This is a genomic window from Actinoplanes sp. NPDC051411, from assembly GCF_040682075.1.
GTDB lineage: Bacteria > Actinomycetota > Actinomycetes > Mycobacteriales > Micromonosporaceae > Actinoplanes.
Map to the genome: position 1 here is coordinate 135,019 of NZ_JBFBAD010000009.1, position 19,120 is coordinate 154,138.

The window sequence follows — 19,120 nt, forward strand, 5'->3', positions numbered from 1 at the left end:
GGAGAAACTTAACACTGCTAAGCTGACTTCGTGAAGGGCCTTTCGCGGGAACTGCTGATCGAGACCGGGCTACGGCTGCTCGACGAGGTCGGCCTCGACGGTCTGAGCGTGCGGCGGCTCGCGGCCGAGCTGGGCGTTCAGTCGCCCGCGCTCTACTGGCACGTCAAGACCAAGCAGGAGCTGCTCGAGGGCATGGCGTCGGCGATCATCATGGCGGCCGGCATGGGGCCGCCCGAGGGCGACGAGACGTGGCCGGTGTGGTTGCGGCGCCGGGCCCAGGCGTACCGGAAATCGCTCTTGTCCCACCGGGATGGCGCCCGGCTGATCACCTCGGCCCGGCGGGCGCCGGAAGCGCTCGCCGGCTTCGAGCGTGAGCTCGAAGCCATGGTCGGGCTGGGGTTCACGCCGGCGCTGGCGTTGCACACGATCATGGTGATCGCCGACTACACGAACGGGTTCGTCCTGCAGGAGCAGGCGATTCAGAGTGCGCCGAGCCCGCAGGAACTGGAGATGCTGGCCCGGATGCCGACGCTGAGCGAGGCGTTCAAAACGGGTGGCTACCGGCAGCCGGACGCCGCTTTCGCCCACGGGATCGATGTGATCGTGGCCGGAACGGAAGCGCTCCTACCCCCTAGGGGTATAGGGTGGGCCCATGGATCGCGTGGTTGAACTCGAGATCGGCGGCATGACGTGCGCCGCGTGCGCCAACCGCATCGAGAAGAAGCTGAACCGGCTCGAGGGCGTCACCGCGACCGTCAACTACGCGACCGAGAAAGCGCGCGCCACCGTGCCGGCCGCCGTGACCGAGGACGACCTGATCGCGGTGGTCGAGAAGACCGGCTACACGGCGTCCCGGAAACCGCCGGCTCAGAAGGACACGCTGAAGGAACGCCTCCTCGTCTCGGCCGCGCTCAGCCTCCCGGTCGTCGTGCTGGCGATGGTCCCGGCCTGGCAGTTCACCTACTGGCAGTGGCTGTCGCTGACCCTCGCCGCGCCGGTCGTCGTCTACGGCGGCTGGCCCTTCCACCGCGCCGCCGCCGTCAACCTGCGCCACGGCGCGGCGACCATGGACACGCTGGTCTCGCTGGGCACGCTGGCCGCGTTCGGCTGGTCGCTGTGGGCGCTGTTCCTCGGCGACGCCGGCATGCCGGGGATGACGCATCCGTTCTCGTTCACCGCCCAGGACGGCGACGCGATCTATCTCGAGGCGGCCGCCGGGGTGACCACGTTCCTGCTGGCCGGGCGCTATCTGGAGGCGCGTGCCAAGCGCCGGGCCGGAGACGCGCTGCGGGCGCTGCTGGAGCTGGGCGCCAAGACCGTGACCGTGCTCCGCGACGGCGCCGAGACCCCGATCCCGGCCGCCGACCTGCGCGTCGACGACGTCTTCGTGGTGCGGCCGGGGGAGAAGGTCGCGACCGACGGCGTGGTCACCGACGGTTCCTCGGCGATCGACGCGAGCCTGCTGACCGGGGAGTCGGTGCCGGTCGAGGTGCGGCCGGGCGACCCGGTGACCGGCGCGACCGTCAACGCGGGCGGCCGGCTGCTGATCCGGGCCACCCGGGTCGGCGCCGACACCCAGCTCGCGCAGATGGCCCGGCTGATCGAGGAAGCCCAGAACGGCAAGGCGGCCGTCCAGCGGCTGGCCGACCGGATCTCCGGCGTCTTCGTGCCGGCGGTGATCGCGCTGGCCCTGGGCACGCTGGGCTTCTGGCTCGCCACCGGCGGCGGCGCCTCGGCGGCCGTCGCGGTGCTGATCATCGCCTGCCCGTGCGCACTCGGGCTGGCCACGCCGACCGCGCTGCTGGTCGGCACCGGGCGCGGCGCGCAGCTGGGCATCCTGATCCGCGGCGTCGAGGCGCTGGAGTCCACCCGCAAGGTCGACACGGTGCTGCTCGACAAGACCGGGACGGTCACGACCGGGCAGATGACGGTGGTGCGGGTCGTGCCGGCGCCCGGATGGGGGGTGCCTCAGGTGCTCCGGCTGGCCGGGGCGGTCGAGGCGGCGTCCGAGCACCCACTGGGCCGGGCGATCGCGGCGGCGGCCCGTCTCGCCGGTGATCTTCCGCCGGTCACCGACTTCCAGGCGTCGGCCGGGGTCGGCGTGCGGGGCCAGGTCGGGGACATCCTGGTCACGGTGGGTGCGGCGACGCCGGACGCGCCCGTACCGGGCGACGTCGCGGCGACCTGGGTCGAGGTCCGGACCGACGGCGCGGCCGCCGGGTGGGTTGCGCTGGCCGATCGCGTACGCGAGAGCAGCCTCCCCGCCGTTGCCGCGCTGAAACGCCTGGGCCTGCGCCCGATCATGGTTACCGGCGATCGGCTGAAGGTCGCCTCGCTGGTGGCGTCCCATGCCGGGATCGGCGAGGTGATCGCCGGCGTGCTGCCCGCGGGCAAGGTCGACGTGGTCAAGGAACTGCAGGCGGCGGGCAGCGTGGTCGCGATGGTCGGCGACGGGGTGAACGACGCGGCGGCGCTGGCCCAGGCCGACCTCGGGCTGGCGATGGGCGCGGGCACCGACGTGGCGATCCAGGCCTCGGACCTGACGCTGGTGCGGGGCGATCTGACGGCGGCCGTGGACGCGGTGCGGCTGTCCCGGCGCACCTTGGCGATCATTCGAGGCAACCTGTTCTGGGCCTTCGCCTACAACGTGGCCGCGCTGCCGCTGGCCGCGGCCGGGCTCTTGAATCCGATGATCGCCGGGGCCGCGATGGCGTTCAGCTCGATCTTCGTGGTCCTGAACAGCCTACGGTTGAGGGGCTTCAAGTCCGCCTTTTGAGACCTGCCGATCGATCGTCGCTCGGAGCGCGTCATGGACCACTGTCGGCTCGTGCAGAAGGAGCACGCTGCGGGCGCGTGCTTCTTCGCCGAGTTCCTTGAGCCAGTCCTGCGAGGCGCCGGCAGCGCGTTCGGCGAGCGAGGCATAGCTGGCCGCGGCCTCGGCGTAGCGGCCGAGCACGACCTCGGTCGCGGCCAGGCAGCGCAGGTCGTGCGGGTTGACGTGGCCGGCGGGGGCGGCATCGACGCGCTCCCGGCACAGCGCTCGCAAGCCGTCCGGATGCCCGTAGCGGTCGAAGAACGGGAGCGCCACGCCGGTCAGTTCGGCCAGCAGTGGCTCGATCGGGTCCGGTGCCCGGTCGTTGACCGCGGAACGCAGACCGACGCTGAACTGCAGGCTGAACTGGTCGGGGATATACATCGGGCAAATCACGGCATGCCCGCTCAGTCGGCCGGGCGACACCAGACACGTCACGGGTGATGCCGGGAGGCGAACGAGGTCGTAGTCACGGGCCAACCACCGGCCGGGCAATCGTGGCACCACCTGCCGAGCGACCGCGTCGCGCCATATCGGCCCCGGTCGAAGGTTGATCGGTGGGCCGCCGGCCGCGCCGACCCACTCGAGTCCGAGCGCGTCACGCCACGCCGATGGCGCCCCGACGGTCAGCGGGGAGAAATCTTGTGGGATCCGGTTGGCCGCTGCCTCGATCAGGAGGGGAGACACTCCGAACAGGTCGGCGACCATCGCCCGGGCGGCGGGATCGTCGATCACTGCCCCGGGCACCGAGCCCGGCCCGATGCCACTGGCACCAGGGTCATCGACGGCTCCCCCTCGACGAAGTATTCGTCGGTGTCTTCGTCGTAGGGGTAGGCGAACACGTGGTGGACCCGGCGCACCAGGCCCTCGGCGTCGCGCGCCATGACGATGTGTTCGTCTCCGTATTCGTCGTGGTCGAGGTACACCACCGCCCGCCGCACGGCACCGGTCCGCTGCATTGTCGCGGCCACCAGGTCGGCGAGGCGGTCGTAACGGTCGCGGCTGTACAGCTCGATCCGCGAGCCGCGTACCCAGGCCCGCAGGGTGGTCGGCTCGGCCGGCTCGCCCGTCCGCAGATCGGCGAGCACCGCCTCGACGTCGTCGGGGTGGGTCACGTCCAGCCAGGCCGCCCCCATGAACGAGCTCACCGGCCGAGCGTTCCACAATCCGCAACAGCGTGAACCGGGCGCCGCGGGACTGCTCCCGAAGTCCTGCCGCACCCGGCTCACTGTCTGCGCCGCGGAGGCTCGAACTGGTCCCGAAGTTCGAGTCCCCGCGACGTCCCCAGACCCACCTGCGGACATGACGCTACGTGCTGGTCCGGCTGCTCCGGAAGCTCTCGGTGACCTAAATGGCCGTTCGGGTGGGGGATTTTCCCTGACAGTCCGGCCGAAATCGTGCAGATGCTGACGAAGCTACGGCCGCAATTACTTAGCGTAACGACGGAATGCTACGACGGAGAGTCACCGCGGACGCTGTCGATCAGCGCCAGGACCTGTCGCAGCGCGGGCCGCAGGACGCGCAGCCGGGAGAGCGACACCAGCCGGTCGATCAGCGGCACCACGCCGTCGATCAGGCGCCGGGTGCGGCGCTGGTCGGGCGACCGGTCGTGCACCCAGAACAGCACCACGCCCATGTAGGCCAGCCAGAGCAGCTCCGGCAGCTCCCTGCGCAACTCCGGGTCGAGCTTGGCCGAGGACCCGTCGACCACGTCGCGGAACATCGCGATCGCCGCGTCGCGGGCCGGCGACGACTCGCGGGAGAACGGGCTCAGCGGTGACGTCGGCTCGGCCGCGGTCTTGAAGAAGGTGGCCGCGAACGCGTGGTAGGACGCGTTCACGTCGATGCCGGCGTGCAGCACTGCGCGTAACCGTTCGGCGAAGCCGGTCTCCCGGGCCATGATCTCGTCGGCCCGCACCCGCACCTCGGCCTGGCTGCGGTCGTAGAACCCCTGGATCAGGTGTTCCTTGGAGTCGAAGTAGTAGTAGGCGTTGCCGACCGCGACCCCCGCCTCCTTGGCGATCGCCCGCATGGTCGTGTCGGCGTATCCCCGCTCCTGGAACAGCCGCAGCGCCGTCTCGAGGATGACCTGCCGCGTCTGCTCGCCCCGGCCCCGGCGCGGCTTGTCGGCACCGCCGGAGGGAGCGCCGGAAGGGGCGCCGGAAGGGGCGCCGGAGGGAGCGCCGGAGGGGTCAGCGCCAGCTCTCGTCACATACGTCACCGTAGTCCGCCGAAGTACCGATCCGGCCGGCCCCGTGACCGGCCGGATCGGCGTATTCCGAAAGGCCGGTCACCAGCATAGGGCTCTGGCTTGAACGTGTTCAAGTAGGAATCAGCGGGCGACGCCCAGCACCTCGGCCGCCGCGCGGCCGTTGGCCAGGCTCGCGCCGTGGGTGGTCACGAAGGCCCGCGCGTGGGCCGGCCGCCACGCCGACGGCCAGCCCATCTCGACCACGCCGACCGGGTGCGCGGCGGCCAGGGCCTCGATCAGCTCCCGCCCGGCCGGAGACCGGTGGGTGTGCCGGCCGACCACCACGATCGGCCGTCCGCCCGCCTTCGCGGCGATCTCGTCCGGCGACGCCTCGGCCGCCACCACCTCGACCTGCTCGGTTCCGTCGAGGTGCGGCCCGAGACCCCATGGCACCCGGCCCTCGGCGATCGAGGACCCCGAGACCAACTGCACGACCAGCGGACGGGCGAGCTCGTCGAGCGAACCCTCGACCCGCACCGCGCGGCGCGCGGCGGAAAGACCCAGGCCTTCGTCGGGGCCGGGCCCGCTGCGGGGCGTCGCGGCCCAGGCCGCCATCGCAGACGTACGCGCGACCGCGTCCTCCAGCCGGCCCAGCGGCAACCGCCCGTCCTCGACCGCTCCGACGATTTCCGAAACCACCGCCTCGACCAGCGAAAGGTCGACCTTGGCGCCGATGCAGAGCAGGTCGGCTCCGGCGGCCAGTGCGCGTACGGCCGCCGGACCGATTCCGCCCGCGGTGACCGCCGCCCCCTTCATCTCCAGGGCGTCCGTGACGATCGCGCCGCCGAAGCCGTATTCGCCCCGCAGCAGGTCGGTCAGCACCCGCTTGCTGAACGTGCCCGGGTCGTCCCCGGTCAGCGCCGGCACCCGGATGTGCGCCGACATGATCGCCCGCGTGCCGGCCGCGACCACCGCGGCGAACGGCGGCAGGTCGCGCTCGCGCAGCAGGTCGAGCGTGGCGTCGATGGTCGGCAGTTCGAGGTGGGAGTCGCTGACCGTGGCGCCGTGACCGGGGAAGTGCTTGGCGCAGGCCGCGACCCCGGCCGACTGGAGGCCCTCGATCGCCGCCGCCGCGTGCCGGGCGACCCGCATCGGGTGGCTGCCGAACGAGCGTGTCCCGATGATCGGGTTGTCGTCGGCACTGTTGACGTCGACGGTCGGGGCCAGGTCGAGGTTGATGCCGGCCGCGGCCAGGTCGCCGCCGATCGCCGCGTACACCGCACGGGTGAGCTCGGGGTCGTCGACCGTGCCGAGCGCCGCGTTGCCCGGGTAGGGGCTGCCGGTGCGGTGGGCGAGGCGGGTGACGTCGCCGCCCTCCTCGTCGATCGCGATCAGCGCGTCCGGGCGTACCGATCGCAGCCGGGCCGTCAGGCCGGCGACCTGGGCCGCGTCGACGACGTTGGTGCCGAACAGGGTGTGCCCGGCGAGGCCTTCGGTGAGCAGTCCGAGTGCCCAGTCGGGCGCGGTGCCGCCGGGGAAGGCGGCCAGCAGGGTGCCGAGGGCGAGGCGGCGAAGCCCCGGGTCGATCGCCATAGTGTCTCTCCGGTGAGGTGACGGTGAGGTGGTGCAACTCTGGCCCGGCAGGCCCACGAGCTGCCATGATCGCTCATCGATACTGAACGCAGAGCGGACGGCGACGGTGCCGACCGTTACGCTGCGGCTACATCCGAGCGCGTTAATAGGAAACAATCCTAAATAGTAGGGGACGTTGTTATGGCCGCCACCCGCCTTCCGGGCACCCCCCGGCTGCTGCGCGCACTCAACGACCGCGCGGCGCTGGAGCTGCTGCTGGCCCGAGGGCCGCTCACGCGCGCCCAGCTCGGCGAGCTGACCGGGCTCAGCAAGGTGACCGCTTCGCAGCTGGTCGAGCGCCTCGAGGAACGGGGCCTGGTGCGCCGGGTCGGCGAGCAGGCGGGCGGCCGCGGGCCCAACGCCCAGCTGTACGCGGTGACCCCCGGCAGCGCCCACGTGATCGGGGTCGACGTCGGCCCGGAACGCGTGGTCGCCGCCTGCGCCGACATCACCGGCGCGATCATCGGCCAGGTCGAACAGTCCACCCGGGACACCGACGACCCGGTCGGCGTCGTCCACCGCGCGGTCGTCCAGGCCGCGACCGAGGCCGGCGCCGAGATGTCGTCCGTACGCCGCGTCGTCCTCGGCACGCCCGGCCTGGTCGACCCCGGCACCGGCGAGATCTCGTTCGCGTGGGACCTCCCGCGCTGGCACCGCGGCCTCCTCGACGACCTGCGCCGCGACCTGAGCACCCCGGTCGTCTTCGGCAACGACGTCAACCTGGCCGCGGTCGCCGAGTCGAGCATCGGCGCGGCGGTCGGCGTCACCGACTTCGTGCTCATCTGGATCGGCCGCGGCGTCGGCCTGGCCAGCGTCATCGACGGCCGGCTGCACCAGGGCAGCACCGGCGCGGCGGGCGAGATCGGCTACCTGCCGGTGGCCGGCGCCGAGGTGCCGCGCAACTCGGGCAAGCGGGCGACCAAGGGCGCGATGCGGGGCGCCTTCCAGAGCGTCGCCGGCGGCGAGGCGGTCAAGGCGATCGGCAAGAAGTACGGCTTCCGGGGCACCGAGGCGGCCGACGTCGCCCACGCCGCCGTCGCCGCCGGTGAAGCGGGGGAGCCCTTCCTCGACGAACTCGCCAACCAGCTGGCTCTCGGTGTGGCCGCCACCTGTGTGGTCCTCGACCCGCCGCTGGTCGTGCTGGCCGGCGAGGTCAGCCAGGCCGGCGGCGCGTCGCTGGCCGAACGGGTCGAGCGTGAGGTCGCCGCGATCACCCTGGTGTCCCCCAAGGTGGTGATCACCGAGGTGGCCTCCGAGCCGGTCCTGCACGGCGCCCTGCACACCGCCCTCGATGCCGTGCGCGACGAGGTCTTCGGCTCGACCACCGCGTAACGGGCCCGGTCGCGGCGCGTGGTTGGATGGAGTCGTGCTCGAGCCGACCGTGACTCTCCCGCCTGACGACGACACCGTTCTCGCGTTCGACCGGGTGAGCGTGATCCGCTCCGGAAACTTCCTGGTCCGCAGCCTGTCCTGGCAGGTCGAGCTGGACGAGCGATGGGTGGTCCTGGGTCCCAACGGGGCCGGCAAGACCACCCTGCTCAACCTCGCCTCGGCCCGCCTGCACCCGTCGCGCGGCCAGGCCTGGGTGCTCGGCGAGCGGCTCGGCCGGGTCGACGTCAACGAGCTGCGCACCCGCATCGGCATCACCACCGGCCGCTTCGCCGACCAGGTGCCGTCCGGCGAGCGGGTGCTCGACGTGGTGGTCACGGCCGCCTGGTCGGTGGTCGGGCGCTGGCGCGAGTCGTACGATCCGCAGGACGAGGCCCGCGCCCGGGCCCTGCTCGGGCAGTTCGGCATGGGCGCGCTGATCGACCGCGAGTTCGGCACGCTCTCCGAGGGCGAGCGCAAGCGCACCCAGATCGCCCGCGCGCTGATGACCGACCCCGAGCTGATGCTGCTCGACGAGCCGACCGCCGGGCTCGACCTCGGCGGCCGCGAAGATCTGCTGGCCCGCCTCACCGACCTGGCCCTCGACCCCGAGGCGCCGGCCATGGTGCTGGTCACCCACCACGTCGAGGAGATCCCGCCCGGCTTCACCCACGGCCTGCTGCTGCGCGAGGGCACGAGCGTGGCGGCCGGCCTGCTCGGCGAGGTCATGACCGCGGACAACCTGTCCAAGACGTTCGGCCTGCCGCTGGTCGTCGACCGGTTCGGCGACCGCTACACCGCCCGGGCGGCCTGATCGCCGTGGCGCCCCGCATCGTGATCGCCGGCAGCGCGAACATGGACGTGGTCGGCCTGGCCGCCCGCCTGCCGCTGCCCGGTGAGACGGTGCTCGGCGACGACTTCATGATGACGCCGGGCGGGAAAGGTGCCAACCAGGCCATCGCGGCGGCCCGGGCCGGCGGCCGGACGATCTTCCTCGGAGCCATCGGCTCCGACGCCTTCGGCGTCACGATCAACGCGAGACTCACGGCCGCGGGGGTCGACGCTTCCGGCGTACGCACGAGCTACGGCCAGTCCGGAGTCGCCGTGATCATGGTGGATCGGTCCGGGGAAAACTCGATCCTGGTCGCCCCGGGCGCCAACACCAGCTTCACCGGCCTGACCGAGCCCGAGCGCCGGACGATCGCCGAGGCCGACGTGCTCGTCTGCCAGCTGGAGATCCCGGTCGAGACGGTGACCGAGGCGATGCGGGTGGCCCGGGCGGCCGGCACCCGCACGATCCTCAACGCCGCCCCGGCCCGGTCGCTCCCGCCGGAGCTGCTCGACAACGTCGACCTGCTGGTCGTCAACGAGACCGAGGCGGCGACGATCAGCGGCCGTTCCGAGATCGACATGTCGGCCCTGCTCGCGCTGGTGCCCCGGGTCGTGCTGACCCTGAGCGGCGCCGGCTCGCGCTACGCCGACCGTGAGGGGGTCGACACGCGGGTGCCGGCCTATGTTGTCGAGGTCGTCGACACCACGGCGGCCGGCGACGCCTTCACCGGGGCGATCGCGGTCGCCTGGGGCGAGGGCCGCTCGCTGCTCGAGGCGGTGGGCTGGGCCAACGCGGCCGGCGCGGCCTGCGTGCGCCACGTCGGCGCCTCCAACGCCCTGCCGACCCGCGACGAGATCGACGCCCTCTACCTGAGCGTTTCTCCGCCGCGAACCGAATAGCAACCGGTTCGCACTCGTCGCCGGCCGGGCCAGGCCGAACAGCAGGGTATGACCGACGCGATGATTGTGCAGCTGGCCCTGCAGGCGATGACCATCGCGGCCAAGATGGCGGCGCCGGTGTTGTTGACGGCGTTGGTGGTGGGGTTCGCGATCTCACTGTTCCAGTCGGTGACGCAGATTCAGGAGGCGACGCTGTCGTTCGTGCCGAAGGCGGCGGCGATCGGGGCGGTGCTGCTGTTCGCGGGCAACTGGATGCTGCACCAGATGATGACCTATACGACGCAGCTGTTCGAGCACATCCCCGACCTGCTGCGCTGAGGACACTTCGGCTTCAGGAGTCCTTCGCGACCTTGCGCGCCCACAGGACCAGCGGGATCTGCAGCGGCAGGCGGCCGAAGGCGACCGCTCGCCGGGCCGGTGCGGCCTTTCGCCAGTCGACGGCCATCTTGACGTTGGCCGGGAAGACGCCGGCGAACAGCGCGGCCGCCGCCAGACCACCCCGGCGGCGGGTGCGGGGACAGGCCACCGCGGCGGCCACGGCCAGCTCGGCGGCGCCGCTGACGTACGTCCAGGTGCGCGGCTTTCCCGGCAGCGAGCGGGGGACGATCGAGTCGTACGGGCGCGGCCGGGCGAAATGCAGCACGCCGGAGGCGCCCAGCAGCGTGGCCAGGCCGAGAGCCTGCCTGGTCATTTCGCGAACGTAGCGGGGGCGTGGGCGGGCAGCTCCAGCGCGCGCTGCAGCGCCCGGTAGATGCGTCCGAAGCGGGCCCGGTCGCGGGTGCTCAGCAGCAGGATCTCGCCGGCCGGGGTGCGGGCCCAGATCTGCAGCATGCGGCTGCCCCGGTCGTAGGAGCGGTCCACGCGGTCGAGCACCAGGTCGGCGACCGGGACGGTGGCCAGGCCGAGCAGGACGCCGCCGCCGAGCAGGGCCGCGGTGACCGGCGCCGACGCGTGGAGGATCAGCCCGATCGCGATGCCCTGGCCGCCGATCGCGAGCGGGGCCAGGATGGCCAGGGCCAGCATGCCCCGGCTCGCGACGGTGCCCCAGGAGCGGGGGCCGCGGCGGTGCCAGACCTGCCGGAGGGCGGCCAGGGGCACGTCCCGGCCATTCGTGTGGACGGCGGAGGACGTGATCCATACCTCGGGGTCACGGTAGTAGGTCGTCACACCATTCCTCTTACCCGTCGTAGGCTGTGGCCAACCGAGAGTCAGGGAGGGCCCGTGGGCGAGTTCGTGCGGCTGGAGACCACCGATGGCATCGCGACGATCAGGCTGGACCGACCGCCGATGAACCCGCTCAATACCCAGGTGCAGGAGGAACTGCGGGAGGCCGCGCACACCGCCACGACCGACGACTCGATCAAGGCGGTGATCGTCTACGGCGGCGAGAAGGTGTTCGCGGCCGGCGCCGACATCACCGAGTTCACGACCGTGGGCTACCAGGAGATGGCCGTCCGGGCGGTCGCGCTCTCCGGCGCGTTCGACGCCGTGGCCCGCATCCCCAAGCCGGTCGTCGCCGCGGTCACCGGCTATGCGCTCGGCGGCGGGTGTGAGCTGGCGCTGGCCTGCGACTGGCGGGTGGTGGCCGACGACGCCAAGCTCGGCCAGCCCGAGATCCGGCTGGGCATCATCCCGGGTGCCGGCGGCACCCAGCGCCTGGCCCGGCTGGTCGGCCCGGCCCGGGCCAAGGATCTGATCTTCTCCGGCCGGATGGTCGACGCCGAGGAGGCGCTGCGCATCGGCCTGGCCGACCGGGTCGCCCCGGCAGCCGAGGTCTACGAGACGGCCGTGCAACTGGTGAGGCCCTATGTCACCGGCCCGTCGCTGGCGCTGCGCGCGGCCAAGCAGGCGATCGACGGCGGCCTGAGCGTCGATCTCGCCTCCGGCCTGGCCCTGGAGTCGCAGCTCTTCGCCGGCCTGTTCGCGACCGACGACCGGATCGAGGGCACGACGGCGTTCGTCGAGAAGCGCAAGCCCACATTCACCGGGCGTTGATTCTCGCTTCGATCGATCTCGTGCCATAAAGTCCGTCGATGTGGAAGCGGTTCCGGCGACGAGCGGGGTACGGCGCACGGTGCGCCTGGCCGCCGTGCTCGTCGTCGGTCAGGTCTTCCTGGTCGCGATCGTCGGCTGGGTGACGCTGACCCGGGCCGGCGACCACACGGCCCCGGCCGCCCGCGGCGTCGACCAGCTGGCCGCGCCGATCGCACCGGCCCCGTTTGTCCCAGCGCTCCCGGGCGCCCCGAAGAGCCCTGCCCCGAAGAGCCCTGCCCCGAAGAGCCCCGCCCCGAGCCGGAGCGGCGACCCGGCCGGCAACGGCAACGACGGCTCGGCGGGCAACGACGGCTCGGCGGGCAACGACGGCTGGGCCGGTAGCGGACACGACGGCTCGGCCGGCAACGAAGGCTCGGCCGGCGACGACGGCTCGGCCGTGGGCCGGCGCCCGCGACCCACCGACCAGCAGGCCGGCCCGCCCGCGCCGAAAGTGCCCGTCGGCCCGGCCGTCACGCCGCCCCCGCCCGGCACCTCGTCGGGGCCGCTCGGCCTGAATCCGCCGACAACCGCGCCCACCCCGGCGACCGGAGCGCCGCCGGCCGTGGCCACCCCGCCGACCGGAGCGCCGCCGGCCGTGGCCACCCCGCCGACCGGAGCGCCGCCGGCCGCGCCCACCCCGCCGACCGGAGCGCCGCCGGCCGTGGCCACCCCGCCGACCGGAGCGCCAGCGGCCGTGGCCACCCCGCCGCCGGTCTCGCCCGCCGCCACCCCGTCGCCGAGTGCCGGCGCGGCGGCCGCCCAAATGCTGGCCGGCCGGCCGTGCGACCGGCTGGGTGCCCTGGCCCGGACCGGGGACGGCCGGATCGTGGGCTGTCTCCCCGCCCGCGGCCGCCAACTCCGCTGGAAGATCGTGTAGTGGACCGGACCACCAGGGCTGTCCCGCCGATCAGGCGCCGGCTGGGCCACGCCGCGGCCCCGCGTCATCGGCCGGACAGGCCCTAGACTCTGCCTCATGTCCATCGACCGCCACGGGCCGCAGCCGCCGAAACGGCATGCTCTCGGCGTGGACTTCGGCACGTCCAACACGGTCGCGGTGGCCCGCTGGCCGGACGGGCGGGCCCGCCCGATCCTGGTCGACGGCTCCCCGCTGCTGCCCTCCGCGGTCTATGCCGAGCCGAGCGGTGCCCTCGCCGTCGGCCGCGACGCGGTGCACAGCGCCCGCCTCGAACCGGCCCGATTCGAGCCCAATCCGAAGCGCCGCATCGACGACGGCCTGGTGCTGCTCGGGGAGAACGAGATCCCGGTCGTCGACCTGATCGCCGCCGTGCTGGCCCGGGTGGCCGAGGAGTGGCACCGCGCGGTCGGACCGGTGCGTCCCGACGTGACCCTCACCTGCCCGGCGACCTGGGGCGCGGCGCGCCGCACGCTGCTCGCCGAGGCGGCCGCGATGGCCTCTCTGGAGGGCGCCCGCCTGGTCGCCGAGCCGGTGGCGGCCGCGACCTACTTCGCCGAGGTGCTCGGCCGCGACGTGCCGATCGGCTCGGTCGTGGTGGTGCACGACTTCGGCGCCGGCACGTTCGACGCCAGCGTGGTCGCCCGCACGGCCGAGGGTTTCGAGGTGATGGCGGTCGACGGGCGCGACGACATCGGCGGGCTCGACGTCGACGCCGCGATCGTCGAGCACCTGCGCACCCCTGAATGGCAGCGGCTGATGGAGCCGTCGACGGTCGAGGAGCGCCGGGCCCAGCGCCAGCTGTGGGACGACGTCCGCATCGCCAAGGAGCGGCTGTCGCGCGCCCAGGCGGCCGACTTCGTGGTGCCGCTGCTCGACGTCGAGGCCCACCTGACCCGCGACGAGCTCGAACGGGTCGCCCGCCCGGTGCTCGACCAGACCGTGCAGGTCACCAAGGGCCTGCTCAACTGGGCTGACCTGCCGCCGGGCCGGCTCGCCGGGGTGTTCCTGGTCGGCGGCGCGAGCCGGATTCCGCTGGTCGCGACGCTGCTGCACCGGGCGCTTGGCGAGGCCCCGGTGGTGATCGAGCAGCCCGAGCTGGTGGTCGCCGAGGGCAGCATCCTGGCCGACGCGGCGCTGCTGGCCGCCGGGCCGTCCGCGCCCGGGCCGACCGCCGAACTGAAGCTGGTCTCCAGCGGCCGGGCCGACGGCCCGCCGAGCCGCCGCGCCGAGGGGCCGCCGGATAACGGGGTCGACGGGTCGCCGGCCACCACGGCCCGGGGCCCGCAGAACGGCCGGACGGCTACGGCGACCGCCCCGGCACCGGTGCACCTGCCGGGCACGACCGGGCTGCAGCCGCCGGTCGACCCGTGGCCGAACGCCGATCACGGCTGGGTGCCCGATCCCGATGCCACGGTGCCGACGCCACGCGATTTCGGCGCTCCGGCCGCGCCCCCGGGCGTACCGCCGAAGGCGCAAGCCGCCGCGCCCCGGCCGATGTCGCCCGCCGCATCACCCACCCGGCCGGTTTCTCCGTCGCCGCAGGCGACCGGAAAGGCCGCGGCGCCGGTCCGGAAGCCTCAGAAGTCCCCGCCGGCGCAAAAGACGGTGAAGCAGCCGAGGCCGGCCCGGCCGAAGCCGTCCAAACCGCCGCGGCGACCCGGGCGTTTCGTGCGCTTCCTGCAGATCCTGCTGAGCATCATCATGATGATCGCGGTGCCGCTGGTCGCGCTGCTGCTGGCCTACGGCTGGGGCAACGGCGAGCCGATCAAGGACGACGCGGTCGACCTGGTCAAAGAGATCGCCGACCTGCTCGGCATCCGGTCCTAGGAGGCGGCGTGCCCGAAGGCCACGGCGGCGAACTCGCGCTCTGCGCGCTGCGGGCCTTCGGCGTACGCGAGATGTTCACGCTCTCCGGCGGTCACGTCTTTCCGCTCTACGACGCTTTCCACCGGGCCGGCCTGCCGATCTACGACGTACGCCACGAACAGTCGGCGGTGTTCGCCGCCGAGGCCGTGGCCAAGCTGCAGCGCCGCCCCGGCCTCGCCGTGCTCACCGCCGGCCCCGGCGTCACCAACGGCATCTCCGGCCTGACCAGCGCCTTCTTCAACGCCTCGCCGGTGCTGGTGCTCGGCGGGCGGGCGCCGCAGTTCCGCTGGGGCTCGGGCAGCCTGCAGGAGTTCGACCCCGTCCCGCTGGTCACCCCGATCACCAGGTACGCGGCGACGGTCGGCGCGACCGAGTCGATCCCGGGCGCGATCGCGGCCGCCCTGACCAGCGCGCTGACCGCGCACCGCGGGCCGGTCTTCCTCGACCTGCCGCTCGAGGTGGTCTTCTCGACGGCCGAGGCGGCGGCGCCGGGTGAGCCGGCGGTGCCGGTGATCGAGCCCGATCCCGACGAGGTCGTCAAGGCGGCCGGCCTGCTCGCGGCGGCCGAGCGCCCGGTGATCATCGCGGGTTCGGACGTCTGGGGCGGCGACGCCATCGAGCAGCTCCGGGCGGCCGCCGAGGCGCTGCACGTGCCGGTGTTCACCAACGGGATGGGCCGCGGCGCGCTGCCGCCCGGCCACCCGCTCGCCTTCGCCAAGGCGCGCCGGGCGGCGCTCGGGGAGGCCGACGTGGTCGCGGTGATCGGCACCCCGCTCGACTTCCGGCTCGGCTTCGGCGAGTTCGGCTCCGCCCGGGTCGTGCACGTGGTCGACGCGCCGTCCCAACGGGCCGGGCATGTCCAGACGGCCGCCTCGCCGGCCGGTGACCTGCGCCGGATCCTTGCCGCCTTCGCCGGTTTCGGCGGCGACCACGCCGACTGGATCGAGGGCCTGCGCGCGGCCGAGGACGCGGGCCGGGCCCGCGACGCCGAGGCGATGGCGGCCGACGGTGACCCGATCAAACCGGCCCGCGTCTACGGCGAACTCCGCAAGATCCTGGCCGAGGACGCGGTCACGATCGGCGACGGGGGCGACTTCGTCTCCTACGCCGGCCGCTACCTCGAACCGGCCCGCCCCGGCACCTGGCTCGACCCGGGGCCCTACGGCTGTCTCGGCACCGGCCTGGGCTACGCGATGGGCGCCCGGGTGACCTATCCCGACCGGCAGGTCTGCGTGCTGCTCGGCGACGGCGCGGCCGGCTTCTCGCTGATGGACGCGGAGTCCCTGGTGCGACAGGGTCTTCCGGTCGTCATGGTGGTCGGCAACAACGGCGTCTGGGGTCTCGAGAAGCATCCGATGAACGCGATGTACGGCTACGACGCCGCGGCCGACCTGCAGCCGGGTCTGCGCTACGACGAGGTCGTGCGGGCCCTCGGCGGGGCCGGCGAGACGGTCGAGCGGGCGAGCGGTATCGGTCCGGCGCTTCAGCGGGCCTTCGCGTCGGGCGTGCCCTATCTGGTCAACGTGCTGACCGACCCGGCGGACGCCTATCCGCGGTCGTCCAACCTCGCCTGACTATCTATTTGTCGTCGTCTCCGAAGTCCTGTTCCCACTGGGCCAGGAGCTCGCGGTCGCGGCGCGACTGCTCGGAGTCGACCGTGCGCAGGAATTCCGGGTCGTCGTCGGGCGAGGACGGGCGGCGGGGCGCCCGGCGGACCAGGCTGCCCTCCAACGGCGGGCTGACCGGGCGACCCCAGACGAAGTAGGCCGCGGGGCCGGCCAGCGGGATGAACAGGATGAGCAGCACCCAGGCGAACCGGGGGAGGGTGCGCACGCGCTCGACCGACAAACAGCTGATCAGGGCCAGCACGAAGAGGGCCAGCTGCGCGGCAGCCAGGAAGATGAACAACCGGACCATGAGGCAATGATGACGCGGCCGGGCGCTTACGGCGACGAGCAGAGCGTGACAACCAGCCGCCCGGGAAGGGCTCGGCCGGCGGCCGCCGGGGCGGCTCGCGCTCAGAGCAGGACGACGAGACCGCCGAGGAGGGCGAAGGCCGCCGCGGTGAGGGCATAGACGGGCACGAGGCGGCGGCCCGGTTTCGGCGGGAGGGTGGCGAGGCCGCGGGCCCGGCGGTAGGCCAGGGCGACGAGCAAAACCCAGGCGGCCATGGCGACCGCGGCGACGAGCCAGGTCAGCGGTCCGGCGCCGGGCCGGAACGCCGGGCGTACGGCCAGCAGGCCGACGGCGGTGGCCGACAGTCCCGTCCTTCGCCAGGCGAGGCGGGTGCGCTCGGCCGAGGCCCCGTGATCGGGGGTCGGCGGAGTCTGGTCCGGCTCCTCGGGCGCCGTCACCCGAAGGCTCGCAGCAGCACCGCGATGACCAGCAGCACCGCACCCGCCCCGACCGCCAGCGCGAGGATGGCCGGGAACTTCGACGGCGGCAACTCCTGGCCGAGCCGCATCGCCCGCTCGGTGCGAGCCCAGTGGTCGACCGCGCGCAGCGCGACCACCCCGCCGAGCACGAGCAGGCCGATCGCGATGATCTCCCGCAGGTGGTGGATCGAGAGCGACGGCAGGAACTGGGCGCAGGCCATCCCGCCCGCGATCAGCGCCAGTCCGGTGCGGATCCAGGCCAGGAAGGTCCGCTCGTTGGCGAGGGAGAACCGGTAGTCGGGGGTGCGGCCGACCGTGGGTTGCTTCTCCGGATCGAACCACTGGGTGAGGGCTCGGAACACGCGCCGATTATCGACCGTGAAGGTCAAGAAGGCGGTTCCAGAGGCTGCGTAGTTCGTCACTGACGCAGGCTTCGCGCGGCCGTCCGCAGAGGCACCAGGGCGAGTCCGGCCCGCTGCGGCCGTGTGAGGGAGTATGAGGTACGGGCGGGCGCGGCTCGTCCAGCAGCGGAGCAATTTGGCCGGACATGTCAGACACCTCCCTATCGCGACTGTAGCGTCCGGGCAGTCGTGATGGTGAGGTGAGTCACCGTCTTCCCTAAGCTACTCGCGGGTAACGTACGGATGGGTTCTTCACAGGAGGTCAAGAAGCGCGATGAACATCGTCGTTCTGGTAAAGCAGGTGCCCGACTCCGGCACACCGCGTGAGCTGGCCGCGGGTGATTTCACCGTCGAGCGGGCCTCGGCGAGCAACGTCATCAACGAGATGGACGAGTACGCCATCGAGGAGGCGCTGAAGATCAAGGAAGCGCACGGGGGCGAGGTCACCGTGCTCACGATGGGCCCGGCCGGCGCCGCCGACTCGATCCGCAAGGCGCTCTCGATGGGCCCCGACAAGGCGGTCCACGTGACCGACGACGCGCTGCACGGCTCGTGCGCGGTCGCCACCTCCAAGGTCCTCGCCGAGGCGCTGAAGACGCTGAACGCCGACCTGATCGTCTGCGGCGCCGAGTCGACCGACGGCCGCGTGCAGGTCATGCCGCACATGCTGGCCGAGCGGCTGGGCATCGCCGCGCTGACCGGCGCCCGCAAGGTCACCGTCGACGGCTCGCAGCTGACCGTCGAGCGGCAGACCGACGACGGCTACGAGACCGTCACCGCCGCCACCCCGGCCGTGATCAGCGTCTGGGACACCATCAACGAGCCGCGCTACCCCTCCTTCAAGGGCATCATGGCGGCCAAGAAGAAGCCGGTGCAGACCCTGTCGCTGGCCGACCTGGGCGTCGACGCCTCCTCGGTCGGCTCGGCCGGTGCCACCAGCGCCGTGGTCGAGTTCGCGAAGCGGCCGCCGCGCTCGGCCGGTCAGAAGGTCACCGACGAGGGCGACGGCGGCACGCAGCTGGTGTCCTACCTCGTCTCCGAGAAGTTCGTCTGAGAGGGGTCGGTCATGGCTGAAGTTCTGGTAGTTGTCGAGGCCGGCGTCAAGAAGATCACGCTGGAGCTGCTCACCGTCGCCCGCACGCTGGGCTCCCCGAGCGCGGTGGTGTTCGGCGAGGCCGACACCGGCAAGCTCGCCGAGTACGGCGCCGAGAAGATCTACGTCGCGTCCGGCGACGACATCTCCGGCTACCTGGTCGCCCCCAAGGCGACCGTGGTCGCCGAGCTGGTCAAATCGGTGCAGCCGGCCGCCGTGCTGCTCGGCTCGACCCAGGAGGGCAAGGAGATCGCCGGCCGGCTCGCCGTCAAGCTCGACAACGGCCTGCTCACCGACGTGGTCGCGGTCGACGCCGACGGCACCGCGACCCAGGCGATCTTCGCCGGCTCGGGCATCGCCAAGTCCAAGGTCACCCGCGGGCTGCCGATCATCACCATCCGCCCCAACTCGGTCACCCCGGTGCCCGAGGCCGCGACTCCGTCGACCGAGCAGCTGGATGTGGCGGTCAGCGACACCGACAAGCTGACCAAGGTCGTCGAGCGGGTCGCCGAGAAGAAGGGCTCCCGCCCCGAACTGACCGAGGCGTCGATCGTCGTCTCCGGCGGCCGCGGCGTCGGCAGCGGCGACAACTTCAAGCTGGTCGAGTCCACCGGGAGGCGCTGTATCAGTTGATACATGACGTCCTTGGAGTCCATCCCGGCGTTGCGAACGCTCGCCCCGACGGCGTCTCAGCGCCTGGC

Annotated in this window: 20 protein-coding genes and 1 pseudogene; 12 read left to right on the plus strand and 9 right to left on the minus strand. The window is 72.8% G+C overall.

The genetic code is table 11. From position 1 onward, the window contains the following. The first annotated feature begins 30 nt into the window (after nt 1–30). Together AB0M88_RS07640 and AB0M88_RS07645 are read left to right on the plus strand one after the other, a co-directional pair. Entirely contained in the window at nt 31–669 is a 639-nt protein-coding gene (locus AB0M88_RS07640; RefSeq protein WP_364096961.1) for a TetR/AcrR family transcriptional regulator C-terminal domain-containing protein, read from the plus strand. After that, nucleotides 653–2,776, plus strand: a complete 2,124-nt coding sequence (locus tag AB0M88_RS07645) for a heavy metal translocating P-type ATPase (protein ID WP_364096964.1) — start codon at nt 653–655, stop codon at nt 2,774–2,776. The genes AB0M88_RS07640 and AB0M88_RS07645 overlap by 17 nt, the downstream gene beginning before the upstream one ends. On the opposite strand, the gene AB0M88_RS07650 is transcribed toward AB0M88_RS07645, so the two are convergent. The 4 genes from AB0M88_RS07650 to AB0M88_RS07665 all read right to left on the minus strand — a co-directional run bounded on the left by AB0M88_RS07650 (nt 2,744) and on the right by AB0M88_RS07665 (nt 6,596). Further along, nucleotides 2,744–3,520, minus strand: a complete 777-nt coding sequence (locus AB0M88_RS07650) for a hypothetical protein (RefSeq protein ID WP_364096967.1) — start codon at nt 3,518–3,520, stop codon at nt 2,744–2,746. The two genes, AB0M88_RS07645 and AB0M88_RS07650, sit on opposite strands and share 33 nt — an antisense overlap. Before the next feature lie 23 nt (nt 3,521–3,543). Further along, a complete protein-coding gene (locus tag AB0M88_RS07655; protein ID WP_364096969.1) occupies nt 3,544–3,960 on the minus strand; it encodes a hypothetical protein in 417 nt (138 codons plus the stop codon). Nucleotides 3,961–4,262: 302 nt separating this feature from the next. Beyond that, nucleotides 4,263–5,024 (minus strand): TetR family transcriptional regulator, encoded by a 762-nt coding sequence (locus AB0M88_RS07660; protein WP_364096972.1) that lies wholly within the window; start codon nt 5,022–5,024, stop codon nt 4,263–4,265. A 120-nt stretch (nt 5,025–5,144) separates the two neighbouring features. Further along, nucleotides 5,145–6,596 carry a glycoside hydrolase family 3 N-terminal domain-containing protein gene (locus AB0M88_RS07665; protein ID WP_364096975.1) on the minus strand — a complete coding sequence of 484 codons (1,452 nt, stop codon included), beginning with the start codon at nt 6,594–6,596 and terminating at the stop codon, nt 5,145–5,147. Between the two features lie 180 nt (nt 6,597–6,776). On the opposite strand from AB0M88_RS07665, the gene AB0M88_RS07670 reads away from it, so the two are divergent. From AB0M88_RS07670 to fliQ, 4 genes are read left to right on the plus strand one after another with little or no spacing between them, the layout of a single operon-like run. Next, nucleotides 6,777–7,967, plus strand: a complete 1,191-nt coding sequence (locus AB0M88_RS07670; RefSeq protein ID WP_364096977.1) for an ROK family transcriptional regulator — start codon at nt 6,777–6,779, stop codon at nt 7,965–7,967. 34 nt (nt 7,968–8,001) lie between these two features. Next, nucleotides 8,002–8,817: an ABC transporter ATP-binding protein gene (locus AB0M88_RS07675; RefSeq protein WP_364096980.1), complete on the plus strand. Its 816-nt coding sequence runs from the start codon at nt 8,002–8,004 to the stop codon at nt 8,815–8,817. A 5-nt stretch (nt 8,818–8,822) separates the two neighbouring features. Then, entirely contained in the window at nt 8,823–9,734 is a 912-nt protein-coding gene (locus AB0M88_RS07680) for a ribokinase (RefSeq protein ID WP_364096983.1), read from the plus strand. Between the two features lie 48 nt (nt 9,735–9,782). Beyond that, entirely contained in the window at nt 9,783–10,052 is a 270-nt protein-coding gene (fliQ, locus tag AB0M88_RS07685) for a flagellar biosynthesis protein FliQ (RefSeq protein ID WP_364096986.1), read from the plus strand. A gap of 13 nt (nt 10,053–10,065) precedes the next feature. Here the strand turns inward: fliQ and AB0M88_RS07690 are convergent, their stop codons facing one another. Then, nucleotides 10,066–10,425 carry a hypothetical protein gene (locus AB0M88_RS07690; RefSeq protein ID WP_364096989.1) on the minus strand — a complete coding sequence of 120 codons (360 nt, stop codon included), beginning with the start codon at nt 10,423–10,425 and terminating at the stop codon, nt 10,066–10,068. Then, nucleotides 10,422–10,901, minus strand: coding sequence for a DUF6232 family protein (locus tag AB0M88_RS07695; RefSeq protein WP_364096992.1), 480 nt, complete (start codon nt 10,899–10,901; stop codon nt 10,422–10,424). Before AB0M88_RS07695 ends, AB0M88_RS07690 begins: the two co-directional genes overlap by 4 nt. 54 nt (nt 10,902–10,955) lie before the next feature. On the opposite strand from AB0M88_RS07695, the gene AB0M88_RS07700 reads away from it, so the two are divergent. The 4 genes from AB0M88_RS07700 (at nt 10,956) to AB0M88_RS07715 (ending at nt 16,124) form a co-directional block, all read left to right on the plus strand. Next, nucleotides 10,956–11,729, plus strand: coding sequence for an enoyl-CoA hydratase-related protein (locus AB0M88_RS07700; RefSeq protein WP_364096995.1), 774 nt, complete (start codon nt 10,956–10,958; stop codon nt 11,727–11,729). 40 nt (nt 11,730–11,769) lie between these two features. Further along, nucleotides 11,770–12,645 carry a hypothetical protein gene (locus AB0M88_RS07705; RefSeq protein ID WP_364096998.1) on the plus strand — a complete coding sequence of 292 codons (876 nt, stop codon included), beginning with the start codon at nt 11,770–11,772 and terminating at the stop codon, nt 12,643–12,645. Between the two features lie 96 nt (nt 12,646–12,741). Continuing rightward, nucleotides 12,742–14,511: an Hsp70 family protein gene (locus AB0M88_RS07710; protein WP_364097001.1), complete on the plus strand. Its 1,770-nt coding sequence runs from the start codon at nt 12,742–12,744 to the stop codon at nt 14,509–14,511. Between the two features lie 8 nt (nt 14,512–14,519). After that, a complete protein-coding gene (locus AB0M88_RS07715) occupies nt 14,520–16,124 on the plus strand; it encodes an acetolactate synthase (RefSeq protein ID WP_364097004.1) in 1,605 nt (534 codons plus the stop codon). A gap of 4 nt (nt 16,125–16,128) precedes the next feature. Here AB0M88_RS07715 and AB0M88_RS07720 read toward each other — a convergent pair whose 3' ends face one another. The 3 genes from AB0M88_RS07720 to AB0M88_RS07730 all read right to left on the minus strand — a co-directional run bounded on the left by AB0M88_RS07720 (nt 16,129) and on the right by AB0M88_RS07730 (nt 17,287). Further along, nucleotides 16,129–16,467: a PLD nuclease N-terminal domain-containing protein gene (locus AB0M88_RS07720; RefSeq protein WP_364097007.1), complete on the minus strand. Its 339-nt coding sequence runs from the start codon at nt 16,465–16,467 to the stop codon at nt 16,129–16,131. Nucleotides 16,468–16,568: 101 nt separating this feature from the next. Continuing rightward, complete coding sequence (locus AB0M88_RS07725) at nt 16,569–16,904, minus strand: DUF202 domain-containing protein (protein WP_364097010.1); 336 nt, start codon at nt 16,902–16,904, stop codon at nt 16,569–16,571. Next, nucleotides 16,901–17,287 (minus strand): DUF202 domain-containing protein, encoded by a 387-nt coding sequence (locus tag AB0M88_RS07730; RefSeq protein ID WP_364097013.1) that lies wholly within the window; start codon nt 17,285–17,287, stop codon nt 16,901–16,903. Before AB0M88_RS07730 ends, AB0M88_RS07725 begins: the two co-directional genes overlap by 4 nt. 313 nt (nt 17,288–17,600) lie before the next feature. On the opposite strand from AB0M88_RS07730, the gene AB0M88_RS07735 reads away from it, so the two are divergent. Together AB0M88_RS07735 and AB0M88_RS07740 are read left to right on the plus strand one after the other, a co-directional pair. Then, complete coding sequence (locus AB0M88_RS07735; protein ID WP_364097015.1) at nt 17,601–18,380, plus strand: electron transfer flavoprotein subunit beta/FixA family protein; 780 nt, start codon at nt 17,601–17,603, stop codon at nt 18,378–18,380. A gap of 12 nt (nt 18,381–18,392) precedes the next feature. After that, nucleotides 18,393–19,025, plus strand: a pseudogene (locus AB0M88_RS07740) (electron transfer flavoprotein subunit alpha/FixB family protein); the annotation flags it as partial. Nucleotides 19,026–19,120 lie beyond the last annotated feature (95 nt).

Bases quoted from the DNA above. Each gene is read 5' to 3' on its own strand.
- AB0M88_RS07645 (WP_364096964.1), top strand. From the start codon at position 653: ATGGATCGCGTGGTTGAACTCGAGATCGGCGGCATGACGTGCGCCGCG.
- AB0M88_RS07650 (WP_364096967.1), bottom strand. From the start codon at position 3,520: ATGGTCGCCGACCTGTTCGGAGTGTCTCCCCTCCTGATCGAGGCAGCG.
- AB0M88_RS07665 (WP_364096975.1), bottom strand. From the start codon at position 6,596: ATGGCGATCGACCCGGGGCTTCGCCGCCTCGCCCTCGGCACCCTGCTG.
- AB0M88_RS07670 (WP_364096977.1), top strand. From the start codon at position 6,777: ATGGCCGCCACCCGCCTTCCGGGCACCCCCCGGCTGCTGCGCGCACTC.
- fliQ (WP_364096986.1), top strand. From the start codon at position 9,783: ATGACCGACGCGATGATTGTGCAGCTGGCCCTGCAGGCGATGACCATC.
- AB0M88_RS07690 (WP_364096989.1), bottom strand. From the start codon at position 10,425: ATGACCAGGCAGGCTCTCGGCCTGGCCACGCTGCTGGGCGCCTCCGGC.
- AB0M88_RS07710 (WP_364097001.1), top strand. From the start codon at position 12,742: ATGTCCATCGACCGCCACGGGCCGCAGCCGCCGAAACGGCATGCTCTC.
- AB0M88_RS07720 (WP_364097007.1), bottom strand. From the start codon at position 16,467: ATGGTCCGGTTGTTCATCTTCCTGGCTGCCGCGCAGCTGGCCCTCTTC.
- AB0M88_RS07735 (WP_364097015.1), top strand. From the start codon at position 17,601: ATGAACATCGTCGTTCTGGTAAAGCAGGTGCCCGACTCCGGCACACCG.